The organism is Pedobacter sp. AW31-3R (genome assembly GCF_052180285.1).
GTDB lineage: Bacteria > Bacteroidota > Bacteroidia > Sphingobacteriales > Sphingobacteriaceae > Pedobacter.
This window is the reverse complement of record NZ_CP197475.1, coordinates 158815-181436: the sequence shown is the minus strand read 5'-3', so window position 1 is coordinate 181436 and position 22622 is coordinate 158815. Positions and strand designations below refer to the sequence as shown.

The window sequence follows — 22622 nt, the reverse complement described above, 5'->3', positions numbered from 1 at the left end:
TATGATTAAAAAAATAGCTATCGTGGGTCCCGAAAGTACCGGAAAATCAACCCTGACCAAATTACTTGCAAAACATTACCAGACCTTATGGGTTGCAGAATTTGCCCGGTACTATTGCGCTGCATTAACAGAGCCCTGTACCATGCAGGATGAGATCAATATGTTCCACGGACAGGTAGCCCTGGAAGAATCGGTACTGGCAATGGCAGAAAAGAATTTTATTTTCTGTGATACCACTTTTCTAACCGTCAAGATCTGGAGTGATGAAATGCTTGGCGAAACCCCGCAGCTTGTCCTGGATGCGCTACCGGAGAGGACATACGACCTTTATCTCCTTCTTGATATTGATTTGCCATGGCAGGAAGACCCTTTACGCGACTTCCCACACATGCGCGAACACTTCATGGCCATATGGTACAAAGAACTCGAGAATTTAGGTGCCAATTATGTGCTCATTAACGGGATAGAAGACCGCCTGCAAAAAGCCATCACAGCAGTTGATCATTTTCTTGCCAATAGTTAGCCAGTAAGGCTGCCTATTGCTATTGTTAAAATAATCTTTACATTTGCGCTATCAAAAGGGGTGCCTTGTTTTGTAAAAAACACAAAGACAGGCTGAGATCATACCCATTATCTGGAAGACGCACAATGTGCTCTTAACAGATATGCACCTGATCCGGGTAATGCCGGCGGAGGGATTGGAGTTATGGAGTTTAACTATACTGTAAGTGCCCCTATTTACAGCAGGTTTTACTAAAGAAATTGACAAACGTTGAAAAAATTAATGACTGTAGCAATCTTCGCATTGCTTACACCGCTACTGCTCAAAGCACAGTACACCATTTCGGGTTCGGTATCCGAAAAAAACAATCAAACTTTCCTGCCTGGCGCAACTGTGATATTGAAAAGTACCGGGAAAGGAACCAAAACCAGCACGCAGGGAAAATACCTGCTTAAGGATGTCAAAGCAGGAACCTACATCCTTATGGTGAGCTATCTCGGCTATGAAACACAACAGAAAACAGTAGACATCACAGGAAACCAGGTGATAGGCTTTAGCCTTGTCAATTCTGCCTTCCTGGCTGATGAAGTTATTGTCATGGCGACCAGAGCTGCGGAAAAATCTGCCACGACCTATAAAAACGTCAGTAAATCTGATATCGAGGCCAATAATTTCGGCCAGGATTTGCCTTTTATCCTGAACAATACACCTGGTGTGGTGGTTACTTCAGAAGCAGGAGGAGGAGTCGGTTATACCGGGATCCGGATCAGGGGCAGCGACGCGACCAGGGTGAATGTAACGGTAAACGGGATTCCCTTGAATGATGCGGAAAGTCAGGGATCTTTCTGGGTAAATATGCCCGATTTTGCTTCCTCCGTTGAAAATATCCAGATTCAGCGCGGGGTGGGTACTTCTACAAATGGTGCCGGCGCTTTCGGAGGAAGTTTAAATATCCAGACCTCCGCTCCGGGATTAATGCCTTATGCTGAAGTGAACAATACTTTCGGAACTTTTAATACCTTCAAAAATACCGTAAAAATAGGAACCGGATTAATAGACAATAAATTCAGCTTTGATGGCCGCCTGTCGAGGATCCAGTCAGACGGATTTATCGACCGTGGTGCCTCCCTGTTAAAATCGTTCTTCGTCTCCGGTGCCTATCATGGCAAAACTGACCTCTTACGGGTGAATATTTTCTCCGGTTCAGAGAGGACTTACCAATCCTGGAATGGTATACCTGAAGCCAGGCTGCGCGGTGATATAAAGGGAATGAACGATTATATTGCAAGAAATGAGCTTGATGAGGAAGATGCGGCAAACCTGCTCAATTCTAACAGCAGGAAGTACAATTCCTTTTTATACAAGGATCAGAATGACAATTACTGGCAGGACCATTACCAGTTATTGTATGCAAAACAGTTAAGCAATGTATTTTCATTGAATGCTGCACTTCATTATACCCGTGGAAGAGGGTATTATGAGGAATATAAAAAGAATGAAGAATTTAGTAGTTATGGCCTGGAAAATCCGGTCATTAATGGTGCTGAAGTAGAAGTAACCAATCTGGTAAGAAGGAGATGGCTGGACAATGATTTCTATGGCGTAACGTATTCCCTAAATTACAAACCCCAGTCTAATCTGAACTTTACCCTTGGAGGTGCATACAACCAATACCGAGGTGAACATTACGGACAAATTACCTGGTCACAGGTTAGTTCAACCCTAAACAATTCCGATCGCTATTATGATGGCGATGGAAATAAAAATGACTTCAACATCTTCGGAAAGATGACCTATAATCCCGCAGAAAAACTCAGCTTGTTTGCCGATTTACAATACCGAAGGGTAACCTATGAGATCACCGGAACGGACAATGACCTGCGTAACCTCAGGATCAACGATGAGCTTAACTTTTTCAATCCTAAAGTAGGCGCCACCTATACTGTAGATCACAGCAATAATATTTACGCTTCCCTAAGCCTGGCCAATAAAGAAGGAAATCGTGATGATTATGTCAATGCCAACCTGGGTACTGTACCAGATCCTGAGCGCTTGTATGATGTGGAAGCAGGTTACCGCACCCAGCATTCCAGGTTCAATGCAGGAATCAATGTGTATGGGATGTTTTATAAAGACCAGCTGGTCGTGACAGGTAAACTGAGTGATGTTGGCTCTCCATTCCGTCAGAATGTTCCTAAAAGCTATAGAATTGGTGTTGAAGTGGATGGCTCCTATACCATCAGCAAATATTTTATGGTCAATGCCAATGCAGCCATCAGCCGGAATAAGATTAAAAATTTCACAGAATATTTAGATAACTCTGACACCGACCTACAGGAGGAATATGAGCATAAAAATACGGATATATCCTTTTCACCAGGCGCAGTAATTTTCGGGGAACTGGTTTACAAGCCAGTTAAGAACTTTGCCCTTGCCCTGCAGAGTAAATATGTAGGCAAACAATACCTGGATAACACCCAAAATGAAAGCAGGAAGTTAAACGGTTATTGGGTAAATGGTGCACGCTTAGGCTATGATTTCAGCTTTAAAGGAGTTAAAAATATGAACATCGGCCTGCTGGCCAATAACATTCTGAATAAAAAATATGAAAGTAATGGATATACCTATGGCTATATTTACGGCGGTGTAACCACAAGGGAAAATTTTTATTTCCCTCAGGCAGGAGCTAATTTCCTGTTGTCACTGAATGTAAAGTTTTAGTACCCATTCCGATACCGCTATATTTAACTTATAAAAATGAAAAAGTTCATCGAAAACCTACAGTTTATTACACATGACATTGATCGACTGACACATATCGAACAGGCACAGCTAGCCTGTGAAGCAGGGGCAAAATGGATACAATACCGGTGTCTTATCAAAGATGATGATGCACTTTTAGTAGATATCAATGCCATTGCAGAGATTTGTGATGACTGGGGGGCAACATTGATTGTGACGAACCATATTCACCTGAATGGGAAAGCAGATATCCAGGGTTTTCATATAGAAGACATGGATGCCGATTTTATCGCTATCCGTGAACAACTGGGAGAAGCCATTACCATTGGCGGTTCTTCCAATACTGTAGAAGGGTTAATCAGGCTTGCCGCTGAAGGCGTAGATTATGCGGGTTGCGGACCATTCAGTGTCACGACCACTAAGCCTAACAATTCCCCTTTATTGGGCGTTGAAGGATACAAAAATATCGTTGGCATATTAAAAGAGAAAGAGATTAATCTTCCTGTACTCGCTGTTGGTGGCGTGACCTTAAACGATGTAGAATCCCTGATGGAAACAGGCATCTTCGGCATCGCTGCCTCCTCAGCTATCAATAAGGCTGAGAACATGAAGGAAGCTTACCAGGACTTTTATAACAAACTGAACTAAGCCAGTCAGTAGAACTGAATTTACTTGTACAAGCTGTTCCATATTCCGGGGCAGCTTTTTTTATACACAATATACCAATATGCTTAGCTTAAAGGCCGGTGATTACCTGCAGGGAAGCCATACTCATTTGTTAAATGTCGGCCGCCCATTGTTGAAATTGAAACGCCTATTCCAACAATTGCCTGCTGAAAGTCAATTTGCAGCGGCAAAAACAAGAATTCCATGTATAGAGGTAATTCGCATTACAAAAATGTTCTCCTAAATATTACATTTGTTTAAACTCAATTCCATTGGACAGTCCCAAAATCATAGATAAGAAAGATCCTTATGCAGCCCTGCGATATAGGGAGTTCAGATCCTACCTCGGCATGCGTTTTTTCTTTACGTTCGCTTACCAGATGCAGGCCGTTATTATAGGCTTCCATATTTATCACCTGACAAAAGATCCGCTTGCTTTAGGACTCGTGGGACTTTGTGAAGCCATTCCTGCCATCAGCGTTGCGCTTTATGGTGGATATGTGGCCGATAAATCCGAGAAAAGAGGGCTTTTACTAAAAATCTTTCTGGGTGTTTTTCTTTGTTCAGTTGTCATGCTGGTCTCCACAGCCCCACAAATGCACGCTTATGTCCCTGTAAGTTACATCATCCCCATTATGTACACCATGGTATTTGGTATCGGTATTGCCCGCGGATTTTTTAGTCCCGCCACGTTTTCATTAATGGCACAGATTGTCCCTAAAGAACTTTATCCGAATTCCAGTACCTGGAACAGTTCTTCTTATATGGCTGCTTCTATCTTGGGTCCAGCGGCTGGCGGATTAATTTACGGCTTCTACGGTGTTACTGTTACCTATTCCATCATTCTGTTTTTTATATTTGTTTCCCTGGTCTGTATTTTCTTTTTAAAACAGCATCCACCCAAATACATTCCCAAGGAGAGTATCATGAAAAGTCTTACCCAGGGAATCCAGTTTGTATTTAAAAGCAAAATGATGCTTGGGGCAATGAGCCTGGACTTATTCTCTGTATTCTTTGGCGGAGCCGTTGCTTTACTGCCGGTATTTGCAAACGACATCTTAAAAGTAGGTTCTGAAGGACTGGGCCTCATGCGTGCAGCAGCTTCCAGTGGCGCGGTATTAACGATGCTGGTGATGACCCGCTATTCCCCGATGAACAAACCATGGAGAAACCTGCTGATTGCAGTAGTGGGCTTCGGGACCAGTATTATCTGTTACGGACTTTCAAAGAATTTCTATTTAACCCTTGTTTTCCTTTTCCTGGAAGGATCATTTGATAGCATCAGTGTCATTATCCGCTCTACCATTATGCAACTTCTTACACCCGATGAAATGCGGGGAAGGGTATCTGCAGTAAACAGTATGTTTATCGGTTCTTCTAATGAGATCGGGGCTTTTGAATCCGGACTTACCGCAAAGCTCATGAGGACTGTCCCTGCGGTGGTATTTGGCGGATGTATGACCATACTTGTTGCTGGGATCACCTACAGCAAAACGAAGAGCCTGCTGGGCCTTTCACTCGATGAGATCAACAATAAAGAGGTATAACAAAAAATGCTGTGGCCATTCATCATGGTCACAGCATTTTTTGTTATCTTTTCTTAGTGGCAATTGTTATTCAAGATCAACCACAGGCCAGCCATCAACCCATTTCAATTTTTCTATCCTAAGTTTTGAGATTCCTTTATTCTTCGCATCATAACCATGAAAAATAAGAAAATCTTCTCCATCAAAACTGGCCACGGCATTATGGCCTACGCCATACCAGTCGGCATTCCCCTGCAATAGCAGCGTACCCCCGCCTTTTGCCATAGATTTTCCATCCTTATCCAGGTAAGGTCCCTTTACGGATTTTGCCCTGCCTACGATCATCTTATAGGTACTTTTTTCTCCCTTACAGCAATAATCTGTAGAGGCAAAAAGATAAAAATACTTTTCTTTCCTGAACAGGAAAGGTGCCTCAATGGCGTTACCACCGGCATCAACAGGATTTCCATCTACCGAAGGCGGATTGGGTGCTGAAGGATCAGTCTTACGACTGGCGATGGTCGGTATCTTATCCAGGTTCTCTGCCACATGTACAAGATCTTTATTCATTTTCACCAGTTTTAGTCCATCCCAGAAAGAGCCAAAGACCATCCATGAAACGTCCCTGTCATCTGTAATCACATTGGGGTCAATTGCATTCCAGTTCGTTTTACCCGGATACGATTGCAAGACTTTACCATGGTCTGTCCATTTAAAATCAGGTGAGGCCGGATCTAATGTTTTATTCGTAGCCACACCGATGGCGGAAGTATTTTTTCCGAAAGCAGAAATAGAATAATACAGGTAATACTGTCCGTTACGGAAATAAATATCAGGTGCCCAGATATGACCTTTAAAACCAGGTATAGCATCGACAGCCCATTTTGGGGCATCAGCAAACACCTGCTGCTCTTTTTTCCATTCTTTACGGTTTTTAGAACTCCAGACATCTATTCCCCAACCGGTACTGAAAAGATAATAGGTATCCCCCTGTTTAATCATTACAGGATCATGAACAGAAATATCTGACTGATATTCCTGGGCTATGGAATTAAAGCCCAGGAACAGTAAGAGAAGCATGAATATCGGCTTCATAAGCATTCTAATTGATTTTTTGTTTGATCTATACATATTATTTCATCCCTATGCGTACAACGCTGAAGGAATAAGGGGCTAAACTCAAGGAAACGTTATTGCCTTTTACTGCCAGTGGCTGTTCTTTCGGACTGATATTAATGGCATTCTCAAAGGAATTCTCTGCCTTAAGATTTTGGTTCTGCAGCAGGGTCAGTGTTCCGTTAGCAGCCAGTTTCTTAGCGCCTTTAACGACAACATTCCTGCTTTTCTCCACAGATGAAGCATTGATCACTTTAATGATCACCTCATTTGTTTTCCTGTCAATCACGGCAGAAGCATAAATACTATCCTGACCAGAGATAATCTTGTTATCACCGAGGATACTCACTACATCTGTTCCCTTATTCAGGGAATATAACTTCTGCACGTAGTAGTTAGGTGTACCGTAAATATTCAGGTTATCCACCCAGATCATATCCGGAGTCCATTGCCATCCATCTGCCTGGGCGAATAGAGGAGCATATGAAGCCATATGAACCACGCCTGCATTTCTTTCCAGACCGGTTAAAAATGCGGCCTCTGAAATCGCACATTCCCAGTTATTCTTATTGGTAGGTTTGGCAATGGCTACACTTTGTGCTGCATATTCACCTGCAAACACTTTAGAGCCATTTCTATCGTAATTGTCATAACGGTTGGCATTCGATAAAAACCACTCAGGTGAACGGTAATAGTGTTCATCAATGATATCAGCTTTCATTTTTCTCAGGGAAGTATTCAACAGGTCAAAACGTTCTCCATCAGGATCTGTTCCTGAACTGTTGACTAACTTGATCTCCGGATACTTACTTTTTATCGCTTTTGTAAACAAAGCCAGACGCTCCAGGTATTGCGGACCCCAGTTTTCATTGCCTACACCCAACATCGTCAGGTTAAAAGGCGCAGGGTGGCCCATGTCAGTTCTTACCTTACCCCATGGCGTATTGCTGTCTCCGTTAGCAAATTCTATCAGGTCCAAAGCATCCTGGATATAAGGATCCAGATCTTCCAGGGGAACAACCTCACCCGTATTAAACTGGCAGGCCATGCCGCAGTTTAGGATAGGAAGTGGGGCAGCACCAATATCTTCAGATAACTGGAAGTATTCGTAAAATCCTAACCCGAAAGTCTGGTAATAATCAGGAGCCGGACGGTGTGCAAATTCCGAATTCCAGCGATTAACGATCAGTTCACGGCTCTCTACCGGACCTATAGTTTTTTTCCACTGGTAACGTACGGAAAGGTCATGCCCTTCTACAATACATCCACCCGGGAAACGTACAAAACCTGGCTTCATATCTGCCAGCATCTGTACCATATCACCCCTCAATCCACCTTTTCTGTTTTTCCAGGTATCACCGGGAAACAAAGAAATCATGTCCAGGTCTATCTTTCCTGCACCTTCAAACCACAGGTTGAATTTAGCTTTTTCTACAGTCTCATTCGCAGTGAAGCTAACCGACTGACTTGTCCACTGATTTCCTGCCGTTTCCGGATTCAATGTTCCACTACCCAACACTCGTCCGGTAGAATCGATCAGTTCCACATGCAGTTTTACCCCTGCAGCGGCCTGTCTGTATAATACAGAAAAGTCATATTTCAACCCTTTCTTTACACCAATTCCACGAAAACCTTCATTGACCATTCCCAGGTCGCCACGTTTTGCGGCAGTAGAGTTTACACGCAGGAAACGTGGATTATTGGCGTGTGACTCTTGCCTGTTCAGCACCAGGAAATCACCTTCCTTCATCTTACTGCCTTGTGTAGTCCAGCCCATCAATGGTTTATAGAATTCGAAAGACCTGTTCTTAATCAGTTCGGCATAGATTCCGCCATCGGCGCCCATATTGATATCTTCAAAAAATACGCCCCACATTTCGGGCTGCACCTGTGCCGTAACCTTACTGGTATTCACCACAATGGTTTTATTCTTCTGAGCCATTACATTCAGCAGACCAAATGTCGCCACGGTTGTAAGGGCAAAATGTTTAAAATTCATTTTCAGCTATTTATTAATTAAATATTAGATCATTCAAAGTAAAGATGCCGGCTGTTGCAATGCCCTATGGAATAGCTTTTCTATCGCATAGGGCATTGCACAACACCAACTTATTCAGTCTTCAAAATAGGATTATTTCTTTGCTTTCAACCCCTCAGTAGTCATAATGATACGTTTCATCGTCCCATCGGAGTTGTATTTCAGCTCATCAATACACACTGACCTTCTGTAACTTCCACCATTGGTGGGAATCGATCCGTTATGGTAGATAAAATAGGATTTGCCCTTGAAATCTATGATGGCCTGGTGGTTGGTATTTGAATTGCCGGCAACCTCATTCAGGATACCTTTAAATTCCCATGGCCCCGTGATTTTACGGCTCATGGCATAGGCTATTTTCTCCGGAAACTCATAGGCATAAGAGAGGTAATACCAGTCTTTATGCTTGTGGATCCAGGGTGCTTCGGTATAATTCGGAAGATCAACCTTAACAATAGGCCCGTCCTGCTCAATCATATTCTTTTTCAGCTTGATGTAATAACAAACCCGGTTTCCCCAATACATATAGGCCTGACCATCGTCATCAATATATACCGTCGGGTCGATATCATCCCAGCTAATGTCTGTATCCTTGGTCATATCATTGGTAATAATTGCCGATCCTTTAGCATCTTTAAACGGACCGGTCGGACTATCTGAAACCGCAACACCAATGGCCTTTCCATGGATGCTGCCATGCTCTACGGCTACATACCAGTAAAATTTTCCGTCTCTTTCAATTACCTGCGAAGCCCAGGCATCACCTTTGGCCCAGGCGAAATCCTTAGCTTTCAGGGGTACAGGATATTCCTTCCAGTCGAGCATATTTGTAGAAGAATAGACCAGCCATTCATTCATCACATAACGTTCCTGTCCGGCAGGCGCTTCATCATGCCCAGCATACAGGTAAACCGTATTGTTGTGGACCATCGCTGCCGGATCCCCGGTGTATTTATCGGTAATAATAGGATTGCCCTGAACAATTTTGCCAGTCTGTGCCTTAATCCCCGTCGTCAACATCACAGGGAATAACAGTGCCAGACTGAAGTTCCTTCCCCATTGTCGTATCATTTGTGTATCCATATCTTCTTTAAAAATTTCCTAACCAGTTCATTAAATATTTTATTCCTTATTTCAATGTCAACACCACGACAGAGAATGGTGGAAGTTTCACTTTCAGTTTACCACCTTTCAACGAGGCACCTTTAAAAACTGCCGGTTTAATCAGTTCTGGCTTTTCGAAGGTATTGTGATCGTCTACTTTTGCGGAAGTCAGAATTCTTCCTGAAACAGATTTATACTTTCCACCAGCGATATCAATTTCAATTTCTTCACTTTTTTTGCTGTTGATATTGACCACGGAAACATTCGTTACTCCGGCACCATTTACAGACGCGGACACAGATACTGCAGGTAATTTTTCATTACCAAAAACATAATCATCCGATTTCACATCTACCGGGATGAGTGTGGCATCCTGGTGTACTTTGTACATTTCCATCACGTGATAGGTAGGTGAAAGCAGCATTTTTTCTTTGCTTGTCAGGATCACGGCCTGTAACACATTCACACATTGTGCAAGGTTGGCTACCTTCACACGGTCGTTATGGTTATTGAAGATATTTAACGTGGCACCGGCAATCATGGCATCACGCATGGTATTCTGCTGATAGAGGAAGCCAGGATTCGTTCCGTTCTCTACTTCGAACCATCCTCCCCATTCGTCAACCACCAAACCAATCTTTTTTGTCGGATCGTATTTATCCATGATCGCTGTATGTTTGGTAATCAGCTCATCCATGCGAAGGGCAGTTTTCATCGTTTCAAAATACTGTTGCTCAGAGAAGCCTACTGCAGGTCCTTTTTTCTCCCAGCTAGGGAAAGAATAATGGTGCAGGGCAATACCACTCATTAAGTTTAATGGAATACCTTTCATCAGGGTTTCTGTCCAGTGGTAATCATCAACATTCGCTCCTGAGGCCACTTTATACAAATCTTTACCTTCCATGAAAGTCGCGAACTTACGGTATTCGCCTACATAGTATTCAGGTGTCATATTTCCACCACATCCCCAGGCTTCATTTCCTACGCCCCAGAATTTTACATTCCATGGTTTTGTCTGCCCGTTTTGAACACGGAGATCAGACATCGGGCTCTTGCCTTCAAAATTTACATACTGTACCCAATCAGACAACTCCTGAACAGTTCCACTGCCGGTATTACCGGCCAGGTAAGGTTCTGTTTCCAGTAACTGGCACATATTCAGGAAATCGTGTGTACCAAAGCTATTGTCTTCAGTTACGCCACCCCACATGGTATTCACTATCGATGGGCGGTTTTCTTTAGGCCCCACTCCGTCTCTCCAGTGGTATCTGTCGGCAAAACAACCTCCCGGCCATCTCAGGTTCGGGATATTCAGATTTTTTAAGGCGGCGATAATGTCATTTCTTACCCCAGCGGTATTAGGAATGGAAGAGCTATCGCCCACATAAAAACCATCATAGATACATCTGCCCAGGTGCTCTGCAAAATGACCATAAATGTGTTTACTGATCGTTCCGGCTTTTTTATCAGCATGCAGCGTTACCGTTGTCTGCTGACCGAATAGCATAGTGCTGCTGCCCAACATGGTCAATGAAAGACAAGCGGCTTTGAAGAAAGAGTTTTTTACCATTATTTATAAAATTAAGAATCGGAATTTAACAAAAATACCTGCCGGAATGATCCGGCAGGTGAGAGATTAATTTGCTGAGTTTCGCTGAATATTCGGGTTTGTATTCAATTCATAAAGAGGAATGGGCAGGTATTCCTTACCAGCTCTCCAGGTATTAAAATCAGGATCATGGGCTTTCAACTCTGCCAGCTTAGTTGCATCATATAACCATCCCCATCTGATGATATCATTTATTCTTACAGACTCAATCGAGAACTCCAGTGCACGCTCATGTGCAATCTGATCACGCATTTGTACTTGTGACATTCCCGGTTTGGTTGTCGCCAGATTCGGTAATTTTGCCCTTGTCCTCACCTGCTGAATAAATGTATAAGATTCAGTGGTACGTCCAAGCTCATTCAAGGCTTCAGCATACATGAGCAATACATCTGCATATCTCAGTATTCTATAATTGATCCCTGAATTCTCCTGGTCATCATTTCCTGCCCAGTTCAGACCATCATGCGTATATTTCCTAGGATAAATAGCGGTCTGTGCATGTGGCCATGGTCTACCGTAGGCAGTGATAGAATTATCAGCCGCTTCATATGAAGCTATAGTCGCCAGTAAACGGGGATCACTTTTGCCTTCAGTCGTTTTCTCAACTTTAAACTCATCATAGATCCATCGTGTAGGTAAGAAGTCGGAATAACCGAAACCGTCCATAGCATAAGTTCTGCCCACAGAGCTTACTTGTTTCCAGTTGGCATTTGGCTCTCCTCCGTAGTTCATGATAATACCACCAACAACATCCGGCTGACCAAATTGCGCCTCAAACAGAGATTCTACATTGTTCTTATTGATCTCTTTAAAATTGTCCCTGTAGTCTGCAACAAGAGCATACTTTCCACTTTGTGCTCCACTGATCAGTTCATTAAACTCAGCAGCAGCCTGGCTCCACTGTTTTTTATACAAATAAGCCTTTCCCAGCATACCTGTAGCAGCCCCTTTAGTCGCACGGCCTGTCTGGCCAACATCAGGCCCACTCACATTTGCATAAGTCACCGGAAGCATTTCTTTAGCGGCAGTAAAGTCAGCATAGATTTGTCCCCATAGCTGCTCATCGCTAGCGGTCGGCGTAAAATACTTTGATTTATCCGTAGGCAATTCCAAAGGCACTGGGATCTTCTGATAGGTATTGGCAAGATTGAATAAGGCCAGGCCCCTCAGAAAATGTGCCTGACCCAAAATCCTCGTTTTCAGATCCTCATCCATTTCTATTGCCGGCACATTGATCAGAACCTGATTCGCACGCCATACCATCTGATAATGTGTTGCCCAGATCCATTGTACCGGACCAGAATTGGATGGGATAGAAAAATTTCCCACCTGTACAAGGTCTCCCCATGGACTATCTCCAGTAAAGTCGTCGCCTCTTACATCGGTAAGCGCAGGAAACATCCTCATATAGGTACCATCCTGTATTAAGCTGTTATAAATCGCATTTACCCCTAACTGCGCATCGGCCGAAGTTTTCCAGAAAAGCGTAACGGACTGGGAATTGGGGTTAGGTATATCAAGTTCTTTCGAGCAACCTGTAAACAACAGGCCCAAAATAATATAGGAAAATATCTTTTTCATCGTTGTAATATTTTTATGTGAGGGTGATGAAATCGAAATTTCATCACCTTAGTTCTTTAATTCTAAAATCTAGCCTGTACACCTACCATAAAAGTCCGTGGTGTTGGGAAAGATCCCGGATCAAATCCAGGCTCAAATGGGCGTGTCTGAGCGAAATCAGGATTATAACCTTTATAATATTGCAGCGTATATACATTTTGTGCAGTAGCATACACTCTAAGGCTTTGCATCCATTTCAGATCCAGTTTAGGAATGGTATAACCAACAGAAACTGTGTTTAGGCGTAGATAATCACCTTTCTGCAACCACCCTTTTCTGTCAGAATCAATACCGTTCTGGTTAGGATCATTAGCTGCAAGTCTAGGATACTCATTATTTGGGTTTGTTGGCGTCCACCTGTTCAAGGCATCTTCATGGTAATTGATATAATCCGTTGTATGCATCAATGAGCGGTAAAGCGCACTGTTGATCAGGTTTCCACCTGCACCCGACATAAATAAAGTAAAATCGAAACCTTTATAAGCACCTGTAAAGTTTAATCCATAATAAACTTTCGGCAGTGAACTACCAAGATCTGTACGGTCAAGATCATCAATAATACCGTCAGGCACACCATTTGGTCCGCTGATGTCCTTAAATTTCAGGTCACCTGGAGAAGTGAGCGCATTCTGAAAAGCATGGTTTGCAATTTCATCGGTATTTTGGAAAATACCTTCCACCACACGTCCATAATGACGGCCAATTTCCTGGCCTACTGTGTTAATAAAACCTCCTACAATACGCGAAGTTTCTCCGTCACTCAATGCAAGCAAGGTATTTTTTACTGTACTCACATTCGCCGTGATATTATAGGTAAATTCTCCTTTATTATTGTGGTAACCTAAATTAATCTCCACACCGGTATTTTTTATACTTGCGGCATTGGTTAAAGGAGTAGTATTATTTGAGCCCACACTCAAGGGAATAGGCATACCAATTAAAGCATTTGTCGCTTTATTCCTGTAATATTCAGCCGTCAGATCAAACATGCCTCCTAAGAACGTCGCATCAAAGCCTACGTTGGATGTTGTTTTAGTCTCCCAACGGATATAAGGATCCACAACATTTGTCTGGCTTCCCCCAATAACCCTTACTCCACCAAAACTATAAGGAATATTAGGGTTAATAGTAGGATCATACTGAAACTCTCCAATATTGGCATTACCCAACTGTCCGTAACCTCCTCTTAATTTCAGCTCCGTTACCCATGATGGCAGTTGAATAAACTCTTCCTTACTGATTCTCCATCCAGCCGATACCCCAGGGAAATTGCCGTATTTGTTTCCTCTTGCAAACCTTGAGGAACCATCTCTCCTGAAATTAGCAGTAATCAGATATTTATCGTCATAATTATAGTTTACCCGTCCGAATACCCCATAAAAAGTATAGGGAAAATAATTACCATCAACAGACTTGTTCGATCCGTTTCCAAGGATAAGGTAATTCGGGTCTACATTTTCTGTATGGCCCCAGCGGGTTAGTGTCGTATTTTTATTATAACTCATACCGGCAACCGCACTCAGCGTATGCTTATCAAACTTTTTATCATAAGATAACGTATGGTCAACCAATGCATTTGTAATCACCCTCGAATTATCATCCAGACGGTTCACTGTCTGTTTGAAGAAGAAACCTAAATCAAAAGTCGGCTGAAAGGAGAAATCACGCGTCATGGTCCTGTCGTAACCTGCATTAATTTTGTATTTCAGGCCCTTAAACAACTCCACTTCAGCCCATGCAACAGCAAAAATACGATCTACCTCAACATAATTGGTAAACATTGAGTTTACCCCAACGACATTCAGTGAAATCGCCCTTTCCCTGTCAGATTGTGTGCCACCATAACCATTAGGCATAGTCGGATCATAAACCAATTGGGTAGGAATAGCAATCAACAGGTCATTGATCAGCGGAGGTCTTCCACCAGTCAGTACATCGCCCCTGAAAGTCAGGGAATTTTCTTTCGAGTGGGTATAACTTAGTGACTGTCCAAATTTGAAACGGCCTTTTTGCTGCGTTGTATTCACACGCCCGGTATAACGCTGATAATCGGGGCCATTACCCACAAAAGTACCTTCCTGGTTGAAATAATCCAGTGATACATTATAAGTTGAATTTTCACCACCACCATTAAAGGTAAGGTTATGGTTCATACGTTGTCCCGTTTTTAAACCTTCTTTCTGCCAGTCCGTATCAATATTGCTGATATACTGACTGCTGGTTGGATCATTGGCAGGAGCAATAGTCTGATTCGGAGTATTCAACTGCGACTCATTATTTAACATCTGATAACCTACACGGTTCGCCACCGGAATCCTTTGTGCTACCTTATCTAAACCAAAATAGGCATTGTATTCAATACTCAAAGGCGTATTTCTTTTCCCTTGTTTAGTGGTGATGATGATTACACCATTGGCAGCAGCTGCACCATAAATAGCAGCAGCAGTACCATCTTTCAGTACCTGCATCGATTCAATGTCATTCGGACTAAAATCACGAGGAGTTCCGGAAAGCATAATTCCATCAACAACATAGAGTGGTGCCTGATTGTTGAAAGATGCCAGTCCCCTGATCCGGATCACCGGAACAGCTCCCGGCTGGCCGTCATTTGTTACCGCAATACCTGGCGTACGCCCTTGTAGCAACTGGCCAACATCGCTTGCTGAGGTTTTTTTTATTTCTTTTGTATCCACCACTGCTACAGATCCGGTAAGGTCTTTCTTCAGTTGCGATCCATATCCCACCACCACAACCTCAGTCAGGTCATTTGCCACAGGCTTCAATTGTACAGAAATCTGTGTTTTACCATTTACAGGCACTTCCTGCGCTGCATAACCAAGAAGGTTAAATACTAATATATCATTTTGTGCCGCCTGGATCGCATAATTACCGTCCATATCGGTGGCCGTTGCACTGGTCTTGCCTTTAATCTTTACAGTAGCTCCCGGTACACCAGCGCCTGTTTCATCAGCCACCTTCCCCTTCACCAGAACAGTCTGTGCATTTACTGTGACAGTTGAAATCAGGGTAATCAGAAGCACTGCAAACCAGCCGTGCCTCCAGGAATTTTTGAATAGAAAAAATTTCATAATTTACATGTTTATTATTCGGTATATAATTTGGGTATTAGTAGTATACTTTCTTTGTTAGCCGCTTATTGCACTTTCTTGAACCATATGGCAGTTCCGCCACCATTAAACCCACTCATCACAATAGTCGATTGAACTTTTTTCTCCCAGTCACGCTCCCTTGATACATGAAGTTTGTCTACATACATCCCTCCCCAGTGCAACTCCAGCCATGGCGCATTGTAGGTCCAGGTATTCCCTGCGTTCCCATTGATACTTCCATCTGCAGATAATGTAGCAGAGAATGCCGCTGAATATTGCGGATCGGCCTGTTCCGTAGCATAACCTGGCACAACTGTATAGCCCAGTACAATCTGCTCGTAGTTTCCAACAAGCTGTTCCCTGGTCACTGCGTCATTTCCAACATTCGCATAACGCTCAGGAGAAACCACCGGCCAGCCTTCAGGAGTCCAGAAAATCTTGCGGACATGCAATACCATAAATGCCCTGTCCACTGCAGGACGTCCCTGGGTGGCAATAAAATACTGGCCATTATCCTGGAACACTGCAGGGTGGGACACACCCGCCCAACCGCCGTGTTCCATAAAACGATAAGGCGACAGGATCATCGGACCATGGTCCTCAGGTAAGTCGGCATTTCTGCCATTCCAATCCAGGAAAGGTCCTGTTGGACTGGTAGAGCGAAATACCCTCACATTATATTTGGTATCAATCCAGTCATATGCCACAAACAGGTAATACATTTTTGTTTCTGCATTATAGATAATTTCCGGTCCTTCCAGGTTACCGTTATATAATCCATTCGTTGAACCTCTTCTGATGATCCGTGAACCCCTGTCCCCTTCAGTTGCGGCCAGTCCGGTAGCAGGATTCAGTTTCACTTCAAAAAGTCCGTCCCATGCGGAACCATAGACCATATAATGCTCTCCGGATGGCGTTACGGTTACCGTCGGATCAATCGCGTTGGTTCCCGGACCGTTGGTCACCGAACTTACGGCAATCCCCTTTTCTACCCACGGCCCTTCAGGCGAGGAAGCTGTAGCTAACCCTATGCAGCTAATCCTGAAACCTGTTGATGCCAATGAATAATATAACCTATACTCATTCCCAACTTTCAGCACATAAGGTGCCCAGATACCTGAATTGGAAACAGCACCATTTTTTTTGATGTAAGCATCACTCATCGGAGGAAGCCCATTGAAAACCCAGCCTACAAACTGCCAGTTCACCAGATCTTTTGACTTTCTGATCTGTATACCCGCACGTACATCTACACCATATCCCACATCTGTACTGTAGCAGTAAAACCATTCCCCATCCTTAAAAATCGAAGGATCATGGACATTATAAGGCCCCCAGTTTCTGCTGTTTCCAGCTCTGGCAACGTTTGCATAAGTATCGGTAATGTTATTTATATCGAATGGAATCTCAGCAGCATTTGCTCCCGGATCACCTAATTTATCAAAGCCATCCTCTTTTCTACAAGAAGAACCCATCATCACAGCCGTCATGGCAGCACAGTACATGATCTGTTTAAAACCTATTTTCATACAATTAAATATTTGCGGAGGATGTACTATAAACTGTGCTGAAATAAGCAGTCAGGCAGAGAAAGGAAAAACTGTGGATTAGGCTATGCTGATACGCTAAACTTTCTGCCCTGGTGGTAATATTGATCCCGTAAAAATCTCTCATAGTAGAAATGTGTTGTTTATAAATCCAGGTATTTTTTTTCGATCTGATACAGAAAATAATTCCTTCTGATTTATTTTACAAAATTTATATTTGGTTCTTTATGGTGCTAAAACGTTTGCGCCAATTATAAATCTAATGTAGGAAAAAAATATTAATCGTCAAGTTAACATTTAAAAAGATAATAAATGTTAAACCAACATTTATTAATTCGTCATAAATACAGAAAACAAAGAGATACAAACAACTGATACAAAGATTTTTAATTATAGTTTATTTTTATCTTAGTGTATTTATTACACCTTATTAAAAATAAAAAACATATCATAAATTGCTAATATATAGCTAAATGATGTGCAAAAATGGGTAATAAATGGGTGAATATTTATTTGATTTGTGACAAAATACGGGCAAAAAAGCATATGTTTTTTGCTTATTCCCATAACATACGGTCTGGCCGGCTTTGCTTTTCAAAAAATTAAACGTTATTTTAACATTTAATAAGGGAGATGGGACCGTTTCTTCCGCAAATCCTTTCCAAATATTAAACTTGAAATTATGTTAAAACCTTTACTGGCATCCTGCCTGATTCTTTCCTCCTGCATTGTACACGCACAAACGCTGAGCAGTCCCGACAAAAAAATTAAAGTAGAATTCTCTGTTTCCTCCGGAACCCCTTCCTACGTGGTTTCTTATGAAAACAAAGTTGTCATCAACAAATCTGCATTGGGTGTAGAGATGGACCACACCAATCTCCATCAAAATCTGCAGATCAGCAAAGTTTCTCCGGTAACCACTGTTCAGGACCATTACACCATGGTCAATGCAAAAAAAGCAGTTATTGATTACAAAGCCACAAAAAGAACCTTCACCCTCCGTAATAAGGAAGGTAAACTGATATCGGTAATTTTCCAGGTTTCCAATGACGGGGTGGGTTTTCGCTACCAGTTCCACAATGAAGCCAAAACAACCTCTACCGTAACCAAGGAATTCACTACCTACCATTTCCCGGCTGCTGCAAAAACATGGCTCCAGCCCAAGGCTGAAGCACAAACAGGCTGGGAACATACCAACCCTTCTTATGAAGAGTATTATATGCAGGATATCAAGGCTGGAGCATATTCCAAAACAGGATGGGTTTATCCTGCATTATTCAAGTCAAATGATATCTGGGTAGCCATTACCGAAACCGGCATGGATGGCACCTATTGCGGAACTGTGCTGAAGAATGATTCTGCAAGTACTGTTTATCACATTGGCTTCCCGGATAAACGCGAGATATTTACCGGTAAAGGCCTGCTGCCGAAAGCTACCGGAACATGGTATTCCCCATGGAGAATCATTACCCTGGGGAACCTGAAAACAGTTACGGAATCTACCCTCGGTACCGACCTTGCCCAGCCAGCCGTTAAATTAAAAGATGATTCCTTTATCAAACCCGGAAGATCTTCATGGAGCTGGATCAACAGCAAGGATGATTCCATTGTCTATACGGAACAAAAGAGATATATCGACTTCGCCGCACAAATGAAATGGGAATATTGCCTCATTGATGTCAACTGGGATACCAAAATCGGTTACGATAAAATAGCTGAACTGGCTGACTATGGAGCCGGAAAAAATGTAGGCTTGATCTTGTGGTACAATTCCGCCGGTAGCTGGAATACTGTCCCTTACCATCCAAAAGATAAATTACTGACCAAGGAAAGCAGGAGGGCGGAGTTTGCCAGAATCCATAAAATGGGAATCAAAGGGGTAAAAATCGATTTCTTTAATGGTGACGGACAATCAATGATTGCCTATTATACAGAGATCCTTGCAGATGCGGCCGACTTCAATTTACTGGTCAACTTCCATGGTGCCACCTTGCCAAGAGGATGGGCCAGGACTTATCCCCACCTGATGACGACTGAGGCGGTAAAGGGATTTGAGATGATCACCTTTGAACAGGCCGGGGCTGATTTTGAAGCCAACCACACAACGATGCTTCCTTTCACCCGTAACCTGTTTGATCCTATGGATTTCACGCCAATGAACCTCTATAAGATCCCAACACATGTCAAGCGCAAAACAACCAGTGCATTTGAACTGGCAACCAGTGTTGTATTTTTATCAGGTATCCAGCATTTTGCAGAATCTCCTGAAGGGATGACACATGTGCCAGACTATATCAAAACATTCCTTGCTGAATTACCAAGCCAATGGGAAGATGTTAAATTCCTGGATGGTGAGCCTGGAAAACTTGTGGTAATGGCCAGGAAAAGTGGAAACAAATGGTATGTTGCCGGCATGAACGGAGAACTGAAAGCAAAAAAACTACATCTCGACCTTTCCGTTCTTGCTAAGCAAAAAGGCGTATTATTCGCGGATGGAGAACAGGCACTTACTTTCAGCAATACCAATATCACCTTGCCAAAAGACAATAAGCTCGAAATCACCCTTAAAGAAAATGGTGGTTTTGTCCTGGTATTGGAATAATATCCAATAATGACACCAGCAAACACAGCGGGGAGCGGAAATTACCGCTCTCCGACTTGCTGACGCCACATGGCATAATACAATCCCTTTTCTTCCAGGAGTTCTTTGTGTTTGCCCTGTTCAATAATATGCCCCTTCTCCAATACATAAATGCGGTCTGCATGACGGATCGTAGATAAGCGGTGTGCAATTAAAATGGTAATGTGATTGGTAAACTCAGATACTTCCCTGATTGTCGCTGTAATTTCCTCTTCCGTAAGGGAATCCAGCGATGAAGTCGCTTCATCAAAGACAAGAATATCAGGTTTGCGCAATAAAGCCCTGGCAATAGAAAGACGTTGTTTCTCTCCTCCGGAGACCTTCACCCCACCTTCACCAATTACGGTATCCAATCCCTTATCTGCACGTGCCAGCAGCGTGCGGCAAGCCGCCTGCTCCATCACCTGTAAACATTCTTCATCTGTAGCACCCGGACGTACAAACTGCAGGTTTTCCCTGATCGTCCCGGAGAACAATTGTGTATCCTGTGTAACGAAACCAATTTTTTCCCTTAGCTGATCGAGGTCAATTTCCGTACTTGAAATCCCATTATACAATACTTCACCCTCTACCGGCTGGTACAAGCCCACCAGTAATTTAACCAGGGTTGTCTTCCCGGAGCCCGATGGCCCTACAAAGGCAATTGTTTCCCCGTCATTTACTCTAAAACCGATTTCATTCAAGGCATTTGTTTTCCCCGTCAGGTGTCTGAAGCTCAGTTCCTGAAATTCGAGCGACCGGATCTTCTCAAGTACTTTAGGGTTCAGTGGTTTTTTGTCTACCGGGGTATTCAGGATATTCTTAAAATTCCCTAAGGATACCTCAGCCTCTCTCCATGATAAAATTACATTTCCAAGCTCCTGCAAGGGACCAAAAAGAAAGAAGGAATAAAAAAGGAAAGAAAAATACTGCCCGGGAGAAATGGTATTTTCGAAGATAAGAACCAGCAAAACAACCACCATAATACTCCTTACAAGGTTCACCGTTGTACCTTGTACAAAGCTCATACTTCTGACATATTTTACCTTCCTGAGCTCCAGTCCCAGGATTTTATAGGTAGTCTTATTGAGTCGTTCAATTTCCTGGTTCGCCAGTCCGAGACTCTTCACCAATTCTATATTTCTTAAAGATTCCGTCGTTGAACCGGCAAGCGCTGTCGTCTCAGCAACGATACTCCGCTGGATGGTCTTTATTTTTCTGCTGAGGAACCAACTCACGAAACTAATAATAGGGATCGCAAGAAAATAAATTAAAGTCACCTTATAACTTACCGAAACAGAATATACAATTACAAAGATCATCCCGATCAGGCTCACAAACAGGATGCTGATAAATGAGGTAATAAACTTCTCACTATCCAGCCTTACCTTCTGCAAGATCCCAAGGGTCTCCCCGCTGCGCTGATCTTCAAAGACCTGATAAGGTAACTCCAATGAATGTTTCAGTCCGTCAGCATACATCTGCGCACCCACCTTCTGCACAATAATACTGGTGAAATAATCCTGGAAATTCTTCGCAATCCGGGACACCATCGCGGCACCCACACCCAGGCCTACCAATCCCAGCACTCCCCAAACAAACTCATGACGACTCAGTACATCCTTCTTCTCGATAAACTGATCCACTATCTTTCCTGTGATGTAGGGGTCAAGCAGAGAAAAACCGATGTTAATGGCAGCCAGTAAAAGTGCCAGGCAAACCACCCATTTGTAATTTTTAAGGTATTGTACTAATAGATTCATTTAAAAAAAATAGAGGACAAAAATAGACAAAGGGAATATAGCAAAAGCTATATTCCCTTTTAATTACCAAAAGATTATATTTAAACTTATACCGTCATCACATCTTTTTCTTTGGCTTCTGCGTGTTTGTCCACTTTCACGATATAGGCATCGGTAATTTTCTGTACTTCTGCTTCACCACTTTTAATTTCATCATCAGAAACGCTTTCGCCTTTCAGTCTTTTAATTTTTTCGTTGGCATCTTTACGGATATTACGCACGGTAATACGGCCGCGTTCCGCTTCTTCCTTCACCTTTTTTACCAGGTCTTTTCTGCGTTCTTCAGTTAGTGGAGGTACCACCAAACGGATCACGACCCCATCATTCTGAGGGTTGATACCAATATTAGCTTCCATAATTGCACGTTCAATAGGAACAAGCATATTTTTTTCCCATGGCTGAACAAGCAGTGTACGGGCATCAGGTGTATTTATACTGGCAACATTGCTCAGGAGCGTGGCACTGCCATAATAATCTACAGTTATTCCATCAAGCATACCAGCTGAAGCTTTACCGGCGCGTATTTTGGTTAACTCAGATTCACAATGCGCAATGGCCTTGTCCATTGTTGTCTGTGCGTCCTGTAATTGTTTCTTTATGAGGTCGTTCATAACTTTTAC

The 22622-nt window shown here is 42.8% G+C and carries 14 protein-coding genes; 5 read left to right on the top strand and 9 right to left on the bottom strand.

Going from position 1 to position 22622, the window contains the following annotated elements:
• The first annotated feature begins 1 nt into the window (after position 1).
• The 4 genes from ACSBL2_RS00745 (at position 2) to ACSBL2_RS00730 (ending at position 5457) form a co-directional block, all read left to right on the top strand.
• Positions 2-523 (top strand): AAA family ATPase, encoded by a 522-nt coding sequence (locus tag ACSBL2_RS00745; protein WP_442589765.1) that lies wholly within the window; start codon positions 2-4, stop codon positions 521-523.
• A gap of 261 nt (positions 524-784) precedes the next feature.
• On the top strand, positions 785-3223 hold the full coding sequence (locus tag ACSBL2_RS00740; protein ID WP_442589764.1) for a TonB-dependent receptor: 2439 nt from the start codon (positions 785-787) through the stop codon (positions 3221-3223).
• A 36-nt stretch (positions 3224-3259) separates the two neighbouring features.
• Positions 3260-3892, top strand: coding sequence for a thiamine phosphate synthase (locus ACSBL2_RS00735; protein WP_442589763.1), 633 nt, complete (start codon positions 3260-3262; stop codon positions 3890-3892).
• Between the two features lie 290 nt (positions 3893-4182).
• The gene (locus tag ACSBL2_RS00730) at positions 4183-5457 is read left to right on the top strand and encodes an MFS transporter (RefSeq protein ID WP_442589762.1); all 1275 of its coding nucleotides are present in this window, start codon (positions 4183-4185) and stop codon (positions 5455-5457) included.
• Between the two features lie 66 nt (positions 5458-5523).
• Here ACSBL2_RS00730 and ACSBL2_RS00725 read toward each other — a convergent pair whose 3' ends face one another.
• From ACSBL2_RS00725 to ACSBL2_RS00695, 7 genes are all read right to left on the bottom strand, one after another.
• A complete protein-coding gene (locus tag ACSBL2_RS00725; RefSeq protein ID WP_442589761.1) occupies positions 5524-6531 on the bottom strand; it encodes an arabinan endo-1,5-alpha-L-arabinosidase in 1008 nt (335 codons plus the stop codon).
• Between the two features lie 37 nt (positions 6532-6568).
• Positions 6569-8551 carry an alpha-L-arabinofuranosidase C-terminal domain-containing protein gene (locus tag ACSBL2_RS00720; RefSeq protein ID WP_442589760.1) on the bottom strand — a complete coding sequence of 661 codons (1983 nt, stop codon included), beginning with the start codon at positions 8549-8551 and terminating at the stop codon, positions 6569-6571.
• 132 nt (positions 8552-8683) lie between these two features.
• Positions 8684-9673 (bottom strand): glycoside hydrolase family 43 protein, encoded by a 990-nt coding sequence (locus tag ACSBL2_RS00715; protein WP_442589759.1) that lies wholly within the window; start codon positions 9671-9673, stop codon positions 8684-8686.
• 46 nt (positions 9674-9719) lie between these two features.
• Positions 9720-11264 (bottom strand): alpha-N-arabinofuranosidase, encoded by a 1545-nt coding sequence (locus ACSBL2_RS00710; RefSeq protein ID WP_442589758.1) that lies wholly within the window; start codon positions 11262-11264, stop codon positions 9720-9722.
• Positions 11265-11330: 66 nt separating this feature from the next.
• A complete protein-coding gene (locus ACSBL2_RS00705) occupies positions 11331-12884 on the bottom strand; it encodes a RagB/SusD family nutrient uptake outer membrane protein (RefSeq protein WP_442589757.1) in 1554 nt (517 codons plus the stop codon).
• Between the two features lie 62 nt (positions 12885-12946).
• A complete protein-coding gene (locus ACSBL2_RS00700) occupies positions 12947-16012 on the bottom strand; it encodes a SusC/RagA family TonB-linked outer membrane protein (protein ID WP_442589756.1) in 3066 nt (1021 codons plus the stop codon).
• Positions 16013-16077: 65 nt separating this feature from the next.
• The gene (locus ACSBL2_RS00695) at positions 16078-17562 is read right to left on the bottom strand and encodes an arabinan endo-1,5-alpha-L-arabinosidase (protein ID WP_442589755.1); all 1485 of its coding nucleotides are present in this window, start codon (positions 17560-17562) and stop codon (positions 16078-16080) included.
• Between the two features lie 700 nt (positions 17563-18262).
• Between ACSBL2_RS00695 and ACSBL2_RS00690 the strand changes: the two genes are divergently transcribed.
• The gene (locus ACSBL2_RS00690; protein ID WP_442589754.1) at positions 18263-20182 is read left to right on the top strand and encodes a glycoside hydrolase family 97 catalytic domain-containing protein; all 1920 of its coding nucleotides are present in this window, start codon (positions 18263-18265) and stop codon (positions 20180-20182) included.
• 41 nt (positions 20183-20223) lie between these two features.
• Here ACSBL2_RS00690 and ACSBL2_RS00685 read toward each other — a convergent pair whose 3' ends face one another.
• Together ACSBL2_RS00685 and frr are read right to left on the bottom strand one after the other, a co-directional pair.
• Complete coding sequence (locus tag ACSBL2_RS00685; protein ID WP_442589753.1) at positions 20224-21963, bottom strand: ABC transporter ATP-binding protein; 1740 nt, start codon at positions 21961-21963, stop codon at positions 20224-20226.
• 86 nt (positions 21964-22049) lie between these two features.
• The gene (gene frr, locus ACSBL2_RS00680) at positions 22050-22613 is read right to left on the bottom strand and encodes a ribosome recycling factor (protein WP_442589752.1); all 564 of its coding nucleotides are present in this window, start codon (positions 22611-22613) and stop codon (positions 22050-22052) included.
• Positions 22614-22622 lie beyond the last annotated feature (9 nt).

Bases quoted from the DNA above. Each gene is read 5' to 3' on its own strand.
- ACSBL2_RS00745 (WP_442589765.1), top strand. From the start codon at position 2: ATGATTAAAAAAATAGCTATCGTGGGTCCCGAAAGTACCGGAAAATCA.
- ACSBL2_RS00740 (WP_442589764.1), top strand. From the start codon at position 785: ATGACTGTAGCAATCTTCGCATTGCTTACACCGCTACTGCTCAAAGCA.
- ACSBL2_RS00735 (WP_442589763.1), top strand. From the start codon at position 3,260: ATGAAAAAGTTCATCGAAAACCTACAGTTTATTACACATGACATTGAT.
- ACSBL2_RS00725 (WP_442589761.1), bottom strand. From the start codon at position 6,531: ATGAAGCCGATATTCATGCTTCTCTTACTGTTCCTGGGCTTTAATTCC.
- ACSBL2_RS00720 (WP_442589760.1), bottom strand. From the start codon at position 8,551: ATGAATTTTAAACATTTTGCCCTTACAACCGTGGCGACATTTGGTCTG.
- ACSBL2_RS00715 (WP_442589759.1), bottom strand. From the start codon at position 9,673: ATGGATACACAAATGATACGACAATGGGGAAGGAACTTCAGTCTGGCA.
- ACSBL2_RS00710 (WP_442589758.1), bottom strand. From the start codon at position 11,264: ATGGTAAAAAACTCTTTCTTCAAAGCCGCTTGTCTTTCATTGACCATG.
- ACSBL2_RS00705 (WP_442589757.1), bottom strand. From the start codon at position 12,884: ATGAAAAAGATATTTTCCTATATTATTTTGGGCCTGTTGTTTACAGGT.
- ACSBL2_RS00700 (WP_442589756.1), bottom strand. From the start codon at position 16,012: ATGAAATTTTTTCTATTCAAAAATTCCTGGAGGCACGGCTGGTTTGCA.
- ACSBL2_RS00695 (WP_442589755.1), bottom strand. From the start codon at position 17,562: ATGAAAATAGGTTTTAAACAGATCATGTACTGTGCTGCCATGACGGCT.
- ACSBL2_RS00690 (WP_442589754.1), top strand. From the start codon at position 18,263: ATGTTAAAACCTTTACTGGCATCCTGCCTGATTCTTTCCTCCTGCATT.
- ACSBL2_RS00685 (WP_442589753.1), bottom strand. From the start codon at position 21,963: ATGAATCTATTAGTACAATACCTTAAAAATTACAAATGGGTGGTTTGC.
- frr (WP_442589752.1), bottom strand. From the start codon at position 22,613: ATGAACGACCTCATAAAGAAACAATTACAGGACGCACAGACAACAATG.